Below are 11,186 nucleotides of genomic sequence, written 5' to 3'. Positions count from 1 at the left end.
AAGGAAAAAGTAGCCTAATGATATTTGAGAAATTTGCAAATTTAAAGTATAAGTATGGAAATAGACATTTTTGGTGTAGAGGCTTCTATGTGGATACAGTAGGAAAAAATAAGAATGCAATAGAAGAATATATAAAAAATCAACAAAATGAAGACATGATCGCTGACCAAATAAGTATTAAAGAATATGTTGACCCTTTTAAGGGTGGCAGGTAACAGTTAAATTGCGGCTGGCGAGATTTTTATACGTGCCTTAAGGCACAATGCTGGTAAAGTGCCCTTATAGGGCTTAAGAAAAACCACCAGCTAAGCTGGTGGATATTTATTTATTGCCTAGAATGCTATTCAATATAGAAATTCAAGCAAAATAATATGCAGGAGATAATATCAATGGAAAAATACAACAATTGGAAACTTAAGTTTTATACAATATGGGCAGGGCAGGCAGTATCATTAATCACTAGTGCCATCCTGCAAATGGCGATTATTTTTTACCTTACAGAAAAAACAGGATCTGCGATGGTCTTGTCTATGGCTTCACTAGTAGGTTTTTTACCCTATGCGGTCTTTGGACCAGCCATTGGTGTATTAGTGGATCGTCATGATAGGAAGAAGATAATGATTGGTGCTGATTTAATTATCGCAGCAGCTGGGGCAGTGCTTGCTATTGTTGCATTGTATATGGAGCTACCTATCTGGATGGTTATGGTAGTATTGTTTATCCGTAGCATTGGAACGGCTTTTCACACCCCGGCTCTCAATGCGGTTACGCCACTTTTAGTACCAGAAGAACAGCTTACGAAATGTGCAGGCTATAGTCAGTCTTTGCAGTCTATAAGCTATATTGTTAGTCCGGCGGTTGCAGCACTCTTATACTCCGTTTGGGAACTAAATGCTATTATTGCCATCGATGTATTGGGTGCTGTGATTGCATCTATTACGGTAGCAATTGTACGTATTCCTAAGCTGGGTGATCAAGTGCAAAGTTTGAAACCAAATTTCATACGAGAAATGAAAGAAGGAATGGCTGTACTACGGCAAAATAAAGGATTATTTGCTTTATTACTCGTTGGAACATTATATATGTTTGTTTATATGCCCATAAATGCTTTATATCCTTTAATCACTATGGAATATTTTAATGGTACACCGATGCATATTTCTATTACGGAGATTGCTTATGCCTCTGGTATGTTGATAGGGGGTCTATTATTAGGGTTATTTGGGAATTACCAAAAGCGAATCTTATTAATAACGGCATCCATTTTTATGATGGGGATAAGCTTAACCATTTCAGGATTACTTCCCCAAAGTGGATTTTTCATATTTGTAGTCTGCTGTGCAATAATGGGGCTTTCGGTTCCGTTTTACAGCGGTGTGCAAACAGCTCTTTTTCAGGAGAAAATTAAGCCTGAATATTTAGGACGTGTATTTTCTTTAACTGGAAGTATCATGTCTCTTGCTATGCCAATTGGGTTAATTCTTTCTGGATTCTTTGCTGATAGAATCGGTGTAAATCATTGGTTTTTACTATCAGGTATTTTAATTATTTGCATTGCAATAGTTTGCCCAATGATAACTGAGATTAGAAAATTAGATGCAAAATAAAATAAAGGAGTGTGTTCGTATGATATATAATATTATTCAATCAGTGACAGAAAAATTATCCTCTTTGCCTTATATAGAAGGCATCGTATTAGGGGGATCCCGTGCAAGAGGTACCCATACAGAGGATTCTGATATAGATATCGGAATTTATTACAATCAAGAATCATTTGACCTGACAGCGATTAACCAAATTGCTACAGAGTTGGATGATGAGAATAGAAACAACCTTGTTGTACCTCCCGGAGCGTGGGGTGATTGGATCAATGGCGGCGGATGGTTAGTTATGAACGGGTATCATGTTGATTTGATTTTACGTGATATAAAACGGGTGGAACAAATAATCAAGGATACGGAGCAAGGAATTGTTACTGCAAATTATCAGACCGGGCATCCCCATGGTTATATAAGTGCTATGTATCGTGGAGAATTGGCTATCAGCAAGATACAATATGCTAAAAATGAAAGCTTATGCGAATTAAAAAATCAGGCGGAAATTTACCCTGGTGCTCTAAAGAAGAGCTTGATAAACTTTTTTTTATTTGAAGCAGAGTTCTCTTTAATGTTTGTAAAAGCAAATGCGGGAGCAGAGGATAAATATTATATTGCAGGCCATGTTTTTCGTATTATTTCATGCTTAAATCAAGTACTATTTGCATGCAATAATGCTTATTGCATTAACGAAAAGAAAGCTATAAAACTGCTTGAAACTTTTGAATATAAACCTAAAAAATATGCCGAAAGGGTAAATCATATTTTTGAAGTACTCGGTCTTTCACTTTTTGAATGCTACGATATGACCGAGAAGCTTTATAAAGAAGTGAAAAAAATTGCAACGGAGATAAATAACTTTTTAAACGAGGGGGAATTCAGATGAAAGAAAACAAATATGATGATAATATATTTTTTCAAAAATACAGTCAAATGAGTCGCTCACAGCAGGGACTAGCCGGTGCAGGAGAATGGGAAACATTGAGAAAGCTGCTGCCGAATTTTAAAGATAAGCGTGTGCTTGATTTAGGATGCGGCTATGGATGGCACTGTATTTATGCGATGGAACACGGAGCGTCTTCTGTTGTAGGTGTTGATATTTCTCATAAAATGCTCGAGGTAGCCAAAGAAAAAACACATTTTCCACAGGTTGAATATAAATGCTGTGCTATAGAAGATGTGGAATTCCCAGAGGAGAGTTTTGATGTAATATTAAGTTCACTTGCGTTTCACTATGTAGCAGATTATGAGATTTTAGTAAAAAAGATATATAGAATACTGAAGTCTGGTGGTAAGCTAGTTTTTACGGTTGAACATCCTGTTTTTACTGCCTATGGAACACAAGACTGGCATTATAACGAAAAAGGAGAAATACTGCATTTTCCGGTGGATAATTATTATTATGAGGGCAAACGGACAGCTGTGTTTTTGGGAGAAAAGGTTACAAAATATCATAGAACACTGACCACATATCTAAATACACTGCTTTCAAATGGTTTTATAATAAATCATATTGTGGAGCCGCAGCCGCCGGAAAACATGATGGATATTCCGGGGATGCAGGATGAAATGCGCCGTCCCATGATGCTGATTGTATCGGCGAACAAAAAAGTGGATAGATAGAACTAAAACACCTATAAGGTATAAATGGAGGTAATTTATGTTTAAAGAAAAAATTATTATAGAGATGAAAGAAGTATTCAAAGAAATTCCTTTTGGCATAGAGCATACTCTCAAAGTTTTGAAAAATGCAGAAGATATAATGAAAGGAGAAAATATCGGAGAGGAAGAAAAAGAATTCATCAGTATTATTGCTATACTACATGATATTGGTGCGGTTGAAGCACAAAAAAAATACGGTTCTATTGATGGTGTCTATCAAGAAAAGGAAGGACCAGAAGTAGCGAAAGAAATATTAAAAAAGGTAGGCTATAACAAAAATATTGATAGAATATGCTTTATAATAGGCAACCATCATACTCCATCTAAAATTGATGGACTTGATTTTCAAATACAATGGGAAGCTGATTTGCTTGAAAATTTAACGGTTATGGATAAAGAAAAAGAACAGGAAAAGATAAAAAAGTGTATAGATGAAAACTTTAAAACAAACACAGGAAAAAGGATAGCTTATAATCGCTTTATTTTAGATTAGTAGTAGATTATTACAGTTATGTATTTTATATCGCAAAGAAAAAATAGTAGTTAAGTTTAACCCTAGATAATAAGCAGCAAAGGAGTGCGATAAGATGATATCTAATAATACCTCCATGCCTACAACGGATGATGAGTTGCAAAAGAATACGGTTGGTTGTTAAGGATTCTGCTGATGAGTCATCCTACGTTCCAGTGTTGGAAGCGGCCGGATATGTGCTACAGATTCGAGAACCTGACTGGTTTGAGCATCGTTTGTTTAAAGGACCGGATACCGATATTAATCTGCATGTGTTCAGTTTGGGCACATCAGAGATTGATAGAATGTTACGCTTCCGTGATTGGTTGCGGACTAATGATACTGATCGGGACAAATATGCACAAGTCAAACGAAGCTTGGCAAAGAATAAATGGAGGCATGTCCAGCACTATGCGAATGCTAAAACATCAATAGTACAGGAAATCATGAAAAGAGCGAATAGTAATAATGCTTAAGGAGAGTGTCATGTTTTCTTGGTTTGTTATAGGAGGTTATATCAATGAAAAATACAGTAGATAATTTGTCGAAAAGTAAAGTTATTTTAATGTGCGGCCCTGCGGGAGCAGGTAAATCAACACTAGCAAAAAAATTTGAAAGTACCGGGATGACAATACTATCTTATGATGAAGAATCATTCAAACGAGGTTTGAATGAACATCCTTTACCTCAGGAGGTTTTAGAAGATATTAAAACCTATCTTGATGAAAAACTAATTTCACTTATCATGCAAAACATTGATATTGTTCTCGATTATTCATTTTGGTCTAGAGAAATGAGAAATGAATATATTTCATTATTAAAGAAATACGACATAGAACCCAAAATCTATTATATAAAGACACCTAAGGAAGTTGTTATGGAACGTATTCGAAAAAGAAACGGAAATCATCAAAATGATATCATATTGACGGAGCAAACAGCTTCCACTTATTATGATCATTTTCAACCCCCAACTGATGAAGAAGGTGAAGTTATAGTAGTCGAGGGATATTAATATTGTGGTTTTAGGCATGGAAATTGTACTAGATGATAAGTTTTGTCAAATTTTTTGAAAGATATACTTCCAACAAGGGGATACCAGCTTCAGGTGATATCATTATTGTCATCTCAGAGCAGGGGGTAGTATTGATTCAGCCGGAAGAATAAGTGGCGATGCAATGAAGACGATGAATGCATTATTGAAATTACAGGAAAAAAACTTACTGAAATACGTTATGTTTATTCTTTTGACAACTCTACTCAATCATGATTATGCAATTAGACACGTTATTTTTTATCATGAATGGATATGTTCCCGTCTACCGATAGTGCTAAAAACGCAGTGGATATGTTTCCGAGAACGAACATACTCAAATGACATTCATTCTGTCCTCTCAAGCCATGTGGAGACTGTTTGTAAACTGTCTAAGAATATCAAGGGTTGGAGTAACTTAGAATTATAAAATTTACAGTTTTACTACGAATTTGCTACCAATGAAATGGATTGGTAGCAAATTATTTTTTTGCTACTAAACTCTCAAATATATCTACAGTATCATTTTTCATCTTTTCAGTTACATGAGAGTAAGTATCCATAGTAGTTGCTAATTTACTATGACCAAGTCTTTTTTGAATATCTTTAATATTAGCTCCACCTTCTAAAAGCATGGTGGCATGAGTGTGCCTTAATGAGTGAAAATTAAAATTAATACCTAACTCATAATTTACTACTCTACTTAAATATTTTAACGTATCAGTAGTTACATTCTCACCATTTTCTTTAGTGCATACAAAGTTGTCTGTAGTAGCTCTATAATATTGACCATATTTTAATTTGTTTTCAGCTTGATATATTTTATGTTTTTTTAAAATTTCAATTAATGTATTTCCAATAGTTATAGTTCTATTAGAGCTTTTAGTTTTTGGAGTACCAAATTCAAATATACCTTTACCCTTGCCGATAAGTATTTTTTCAACCTTTAGAGTTTTATTATCCAGATCGACACATTCCCAAGTAAGACCACATACCTCAGCTGCTCTCATACCAGTATAAAATGCAATTTGTAATGGGATATAGAAAGAAGAACCTTGAGGAAATCTATCAATTATTTTATTAAAGTCCTCAATGGATATAACTTTTAAATCTTCATTATCTTCTTTAATTTTATCTTCTTTAGGTAATTTAACATATTGCATAGGATTTTCTTTTATAAATTGATAGGGATATACTGCTGCCTTTAATGATCCGGATAAAACACCATAAAAATTACTTATACTAGACCTAGAAAAACCATTAAGGTATTTTTTATTTATAAATTCTTGGAGCATAGCAGGCGTTACAGCGTTTAATTTATAATTACCTAGTGATGGCTTTATATGATTTTCTATAACTGTTTTATAGGCTTCTTGAGTGTTATATTTACAGTTTACTAGCACATAGTTTTTATACCAATAATCAAAGTAATCACTAACACTAATACTACTAGCAGCTTTTGTATTGCCTGTATTCTCAAACTCTTCTAGAGCCTTTCTAAGAGCCTTTTCAGCTTCTACCTTAGTCTTACCTCCTTTTCTACAAATCTTTTTATATGAGCCGTCTACCTTGCCAGTATTGAAATAATAGTACCAGTTATCACCACGTTTATATGTTCCTGGCATTTTAAGACCACCTTTCTTATTTATTTTTACATAAGGGTAGTGAATAATGTTTACCTACCCTTATATATTAGTTTATTTTCTTAGGTTAATTGCTTAAATTCGTAAGCGTTTGCGATTATGAAACTTAAATGTAGCTACTTTAAATATTAGTGTAGTAGCTACAGAGCATTAATCTTCTTCATTTTCACCATAATACTCTTTTTCTATTTTAAATAATGCAAATTCCAAGAACTTTTCTGTTTCTTCTTGAAGTTCTTTTATATTATCTTCAGTAATAAATTCACTAATCTTATCTCCAAAAGTAATAAACAGATAATTTTTAAATGCCATGAAATTACTGCCCTCTAAATTTTTATAATCGTGAATCATAATTGACTCAACAAATAGCCTTATTTCATGTGGCATATCAAAGTTAAAATCTTTTATAAATTTATCATATAAATCTAAATCTATTTTTTTTAGAAATTTTAATAGTTCTTTTTGAATAGGTATAGGCAAATCTTTAGATTTATCATCATATACTTCATACAACAGTTCATCATCAATATTTAATTTACTTGATAAAGTTTCTATAAAGTCTATGTTTCCTATAAAACCATCACAAAAATTATTTCCATAGGCCTTTTGTATAGCTGCTAATAGTTCAATAGAAAATGAATTATTAATACTCATTAGATGTTCAGCAGAGGTTTCTAAAGCGTCTGCTATGCTTTGTATAGTTTCATATTTTGGAAACCTTTCACCATTTTCATATTTTCTTATTGAAATTTCAGATATTCCTGCAGCAATAGCTAGTTGCTTTTGAGTTAATTTTTTATCATTTCTTAATTTTTTGATTTTATCTCCAATATTCATAAAACATACCTCCTAAAAATATATTATCACAAAAACGATACAAAAGTATACATAAAGTTTAAAAAGAAGTTGACACAGATACAAAAGTATAGTAATATTTAATCAACCGATACAAAAGTATAAAATAAAGAGGTGAAATAATGAACGTAAAACTTAAAAGGATAGAAAAAGGCATAAAACAACAGGATTTTGCAAAGGCATTGGGCGTTTCTAGAGCAACTTTAGTAAAAATTGAAAAAGAAGAATATGACATAAGATTAAGCTTAATGAAAAAAATATCAGAATTACTTGAAACACCAGTACAAGAATTATTTTTTAATGAGTAGTAACATTTCAATTTTAATGGATTAGCATTTCTTTATTATACAATTCACATCTAAATATAAAGACTATATCTACTAGAGCCGCAATGGCTAAAAAATATTATGAGAGGTAGGGTATTAATGAGAAATACACGTTTATTGAAATATCATGATATGGAGGCAAAAGTATTAGAAAATTATAATGTTGCACCAGTAGCTAGTGTTACACTAAATAACGTTATGTTTGCAGATGGTGTAATTTCCAAAATAGAAATTTTGAAACATATTGCCAAAGATGGTAGTGATAATTTATTTATTAATCTTTACATGGGTAATATTAACGTAGCTACAGTAGTTACAAATGATGATTATGTAATTGAAGTGGAAGACGATAAATATCCGTCATATTGGATAAGAAAAGCTAAAGAATATGACTATTAAATTCTTAGGATGGGAGGGTTTATTAAATGAGTAAAGCAGCGATAGAAAAAAGAGAATTGCCGGATTTAGTATTCACAGTTGAAGAAACTGCAAAGATATTAAAAAGCAATACAAATACTACTTATAAGCTAATAAGAGAGGGTAAACTTCAAGCTCTAAAGTTAGGAAGATTAAAGGTTCCAATGTTTGAAATAGAAAGGTTCTTAAGAGATAACTTAGGAGAAGATTTATCAAAGTATATTTGTTAAAGGATTAAGTTACCACCTTATAAAAATAAATGTAGTCCCTGCTGTGAGGTGTAAATAAGAAGGTGGTTGATGTGTAAATGAGCTATACAAACATAGATAATCAAATTTTAGATAATGAGGAATTGAACATACAAGAGCAATCATTATTAATAGCATTAATTAGTTATTATAATAAAGAAAAGGGGTATGCTTATCCAAGCTATAAGCAATTAATGCAAAGGAGCAAAATAAAAAAAGATGATACTTTAATAAGAATTATAAAATCTCTAATTGATAAAGGATATGTAAAAAAAGAAACCTTAAAAGGAATAGGATGTAAATATTATTTGTTTAAATGTGATATTACACCTACCCCAACAATAGGGTTACCCCATGAACAGGGTTACCCCATAAAAGAGGTAACACCAACCCCAAAAAAAGGGGGACACCTACCCCATAAAAGGGGTACAACAAATACTAATACAAATACTAATACAAATACTAATAATATATATAGTCATTCTGAAAATGACAAAACAGAAAATAAATATTTAGAAATATTTAATCACTGGAATAAAGAGCATGAGGAAAGAGGTATAGCAAAAGCTGTAAAATTAACCGCTGATATTAAAAAAGGAATAGATAACGCTTTAAAGTCAAAAAAAGAAGATGATACAAAAATGACTATAGAAGATATTAAACAATCTATTAGTAATTATGCAGAGGTTTATAATTTACAATTGTTTACTTATCAATGGCGTTTAGTTGATTTTTTAAAGAGAAAGCAAAGAGATACAGGAATACAGCAGCTATTACTATTCTTGAATAATGGGACAACCTATGTAAATTGTAAAGCAGGATTAAATAAAAAAAATAAGCAGTGTAATAATAATCAAAATATTAATGATGGATGGAATGGTTATAAAAAATTTAAATGAAGGAGTTGAATATATGATAAATCAACCATTACCAAATGACAAAAAAGCTGAAATGGCTTTATTATCAAATATTTTCAATAAAAATGACATAATGGTAGAAGCAATAGGCAGCTTGAAGCCTATTGACTTCTATGATAAAGCTAACGAGGTTATATTTAATAAAATGCTTGAGCTTTACACTAAAAATGTACCACTAGATGTTATAACCTTATCAAATAGCATGGGTGAAGAGCTACTTAAAAGTATTGGCGGAATAACTTACTTATCACAGGTTATGTCTTACTCTATAAGCACTGCAAACTATAAAACATATATAAATTTAATTAAAAGCATGAGTGATAAAAGACAAATAATAAAAAGTTGTTACCAAGCACTAGAAGCAGCAATGGAAAAAGGTTCAGATGTAGGAAGCATTGTTGACAAGCTTGAAACTTCATTCATGTTTATAAATGAAAAAGGAGAAGGGGAAAGAACAGTAAACAGTTCAGAGCTTATGGAAGGAACGTTATCAGCCATAGAAGATGGCTATAAAAACGGTGGGGTAATATCGGGCATAACAACCGGTTATATTCCACTAGATAACGCCACTAATGGATTTGTTAGACAAGATTTATTTGTTATAGCTGCTAGACCATCTATGGGTAAAACAGCTCTTACACTTAATATATTAAATAAGCTACCAAAAGAATATAAAGCCATGTTATTTGAGTTAGAAATGAGTAAGGAAAAGTTAGGTATTAGGCTATTAGCTCCAAAGGTATTATTAAGTTCAAAGGATTTAGCAAGAGGTAAATTAAACAGCGACAAGGATTTTGAACGCATAATTATGAAAGCTACTGAAATAGTAAATAAAGATAATATATTTATAAATGCAAAACCTAATTTAAGTATTAATGAAATAAGAGCTGAGGCCAAGAAAGTAAAAATAAAATATGGTCTTGACATTATATTTATAGACCATATAGGAAAAATAAAGCCGGATAATTTAAAAGCTTCAAGGAATGACCAAATAGGTCAGATATGTAATGAATTAAAGTCTATAGCCAAAGAATTAAACGTATGTGTTGTAATATTATCTCAATTAAATAGAGCCTGTGAGCAAAGGCAAAATAAAAGGCCTATGTTATCTGATTTAAGGGATAGTGGAAATATTGAACAAGACGCTGACCAAATAGTGTTCTTATATAGGGATGATTATTATGCTGAAAGAGAAAATAGGGAGAGTAGGAAACCAGGAATACTTGAAATATTAATAGCTAAAAATCGTGATGGAGAAGCTGGCATAATAGAACTATATTACAATACTAAATATCAAATAATTACTGAAAAATCACTATTTAGTTTATAGAATGAGGGATTATATGAAAGAAGATTTAAAGGTAGTTATAAGAAGAGTAGGAGATAAATATAAAAATGCTCCTAAGCCATTAAAAATTACTATAGGCCAAATACTAGAAGGAAAAATAAAACTAAGCAATAGGGAGACAAGCTATGAAAAAAATATTAGAGTCTGAGGAAGAGTTTTTAAAGAAACTAGGTAAGTTGTTAAATAACGTTGAGAGGTGTAAAACAATGGATAATAAAGAGTTGGTAAAATACTTAGTAAATAATGCTATAGAAAGAGAGTATTATAATTCATCAGATAATTTTATTAGTGTATTAAATAAAAATCCTAAATTAGCAAAAGAGTATAAGGAATATGGAAACATAAGAGAGGATATATTAAAAAAGTTATATGAAGTTTTACCAGAGGAGTTTCATGAGATGTTAGATAAACTTGAAAACACGGATAATATTATTGCAGGATTTGAAGGAAAGGCAATGTTTAAAGAAGGGTTAATTTTAGGAGCAACTGAACTCAATTATTTAAGTAAAGTTGGATTAGAATTAGCATTTATGTAAAGGGAGGCTTATAGATGGAAAGTAATCTAAAGGATAAATTACTTAAAGAAACAGAAAAAATATCAAGTTCAGAATTATTAATGGTATTGGAATGG

General features: G+C 31.7%; 16 protein-coding genes. 14 read left to right on the top strand and 2 right to left on the bottom strand.

Features of this window, described 5'->3' with window-relative positions; genetic code table 11:
• The 7 genes from T514_RS0116495 to T514_RS0116465 form a co-directional block, all read left to right on the top strand.
• On the top strand, positions 1-215 hold a 215-nt coding region (locus T514_RS0116495), incomplete at its 5' end, for an IS200/IS605 family transposase (RefSeq protein WP_027625763.1).
• A gap of 174 nt (positions 216-389) precedes the next feature.
• On the top strand, positions 390-1,607 hold the full coding sequence (gene mef(A), locus T514_RS0116490) for a macrolide efflux MFS transporter Mef(A) (protein ID WP_027625762.1): 1,218 nt from the start codon (positions 390-392) through the stop codon (positions 1,605-1,607).
• A 19-nt stretch (positions 1,608-1,626) separates the two neighbouring features.
• Positions 1,627-2,481, top strand: coding sequence for a nucleotidyltransferase domain-containing protein (locus tag T514_RS0116485; protein ID WP_027625761.1), 855 nt, complete (start codon positions 1,627-1,629; stop codon positions 2,479-2,481).
• Positions 2,478-3,218, top strand: coding sequence for a class I SAM-dependent methyltransferase (locus T514_RS0116480; RefSeq protein ID WP_027625760.1), 741 nt, complete (start codon positions 2,478-2,480; stop codon positions 3,216-3,218). Before T514_RS0116485 ends, T514_RS0116480 begins: the two co-directional genes overlap by 4 nt.
• A gap of 37 nt (positions 3,219-3,255) precedes the next feature.
• Positions 3,256-3,750: an HD domain-containing protein gene (locus T514_RS0116475; protein WP_008981870.1), complete on the top strand. Its 495-nt coding sequence runs from the start codon at positions 3,256-3,258 to the stop codon at positions 3,748-3,750.
• 128 nt (positions 3,751-3,878) lie between these two features.
• Positions 3,879-4,244: a GrpB family protein gene (locus tag T514_RS24830; RefSeq protein WP_242855620.1), complete on the top strand. Its 366-nt coding sequence runs from the start codon at positions 3,879-3,881 to the stop codon at positions 4,242-4,244.
• A gap of 44 nt (positions 4,245-4,288) precedes the next feature.
• On the top strand, positions 4,289-4,783 hold the full coding sequence (locus T514_RS0116465; protein WP_002337568.1) for a P-loop nucleotide/nucleoside kinase family protein: 495 nt from the start codon (positions 4,289-4,291) through the stop codon (positions 4,781-4,783).
• A gap of 500 nt (positions 4,784-5,283) precedes the next feature.
• Here the strand turns inward: T514_RS0116465 and T514_RS0116460 are convergent, their stop codons facing one another.
• Both T514_RS0116460 and T514_RS24825 read right to left on the bottom strand, forming a co-directional pair.
• Positions 5,284-6,426: a tyrosine-type recombinase/integrase gene (locus T514_RS0116460; protein WP_027625759.1), complete on the bottom strand. Its 1,143-nt coding sequence runs from the start codon at positions 6,424-6,426 to the stop codon at positions 5,284-5,286.
• Positions 6,427-6,594: 168 nt separating this feature from the next.
• A complete protein-coding gene (locus T514_RS24825) occupies positions 6,595-7,281 on the bottom strand; it encodes a helix-turn-helix domain-containing protein (RefSeq protein WP_034869437.1) in 687 nt (228 codons plus the stop codon).
• A gap of 140 nt (positions 7,282-7,421) precedes the next feature.
• Here T514_RS24825 and T514_RS0116450 point away from each other — a divergent pair, with 140 nt between their 5' ends.
• The 7 genes from T514_RS0116450 to T514_RS0116420 all read left to right on the top strand — a co-directional run bounded on the left by T514_RS0116450 (position 7,422) and on the right by T514_RS0116420 (position 11,091).
• Positions 7,422-7,607: a helix-turn-helix transcriptional regulator gene (locus T514_RS0116450; protein WP_034869435.1), complete on the top strand. Its 186-nt coding sequence runs from the start codon at positions 7,422-7,424 to the stop codon at positions 7,605-7,607.
• Positions 7,608-7,724: 117 nt separating this feature from the next.
• Positions 7,725-8,024 carry a hypothetical protein gene (locus T514_RS0116445; protein WP_027625757.1) on the top strand — a complete coding sequence of 100 codons (300 nt, stop codon included), beginning with the start codon at positions 7,725-7,727 and terminating at the stop codon, positions 8,022-8,024.
• 26 nt (positions 8,025-8,050) lie between these two features.
• On the top strand, positions 8,051-8,272 hold the full coding sequence (locus tag T514_RS0116440; protein ID WP_034869433.1) for a helix-turn-helix domain-containing protein: 222 nt from the start codon (positions 8,051-8,053) through the stop codon (positions 8,270-8,272).
• 77 nt (positions 8,273-8,349) lie between these two features.
• Positions 8,350-9,189, top strand: a complete 840-nt coding sequence (locus T514_RS25845) for a helix-turn-helix domain-containing protein (RefSeq protein ID WP_051542092.1) — start codon at positions 8,350-8,352, stop codon at positions 9,187-9,189.
• Positions 9,155-10,537: a replicative DNA helicase gene (locus T514_RS0116430; protein WP_084284653.1), complete on the top strand. Its 1,383-nt coding sequence runs from the start codon at positions 9,155-9,157 to the stop codon at positions 10,535-10,537. The genes T514_RS25845 and T514_RS0116430 overlap by 35 nt, the downstream gene beginning before the upstream one ends.
• Positions 10,538-10,550: 13 nt before the next feature.
• A complete protein-coding gene (locus T514_RS26735; RefSeq protein WP_156939973.1) occupies positions 10,551-10,703 on the top strand; it encodes a hypothetical protein in 153 nt (50 codons plus the stop codon).
• Complete coding sequence (locus tag T514_RS0116420) at positions 10,681-11,091, top strand: hypothetical protein (protein WP_027625754.1); 411 nt, start codon at positions 10,681-10,683, stop codon at positions 11,089-11,091. The genes T514_RS26735 and T514_RS0116420 overlap by 23 nt, the downstream gene beginning before the upstream one ends.
• Positions 11,092-11,186 lie beyond the last annotated feature (95 nt).

The organism is Clostridium lundense DSM 17049, assembly GCF_000619945.1.
Classification (GTDB): Bacteria; Bacillota; Clostridia; order Clostridiales; family Clostridiaceae; genus Clostridium_AO; species Clostridium_AO lundense.
This window is presented reverse-complemented; position numbering and strand designations above follow the sequence as displayed.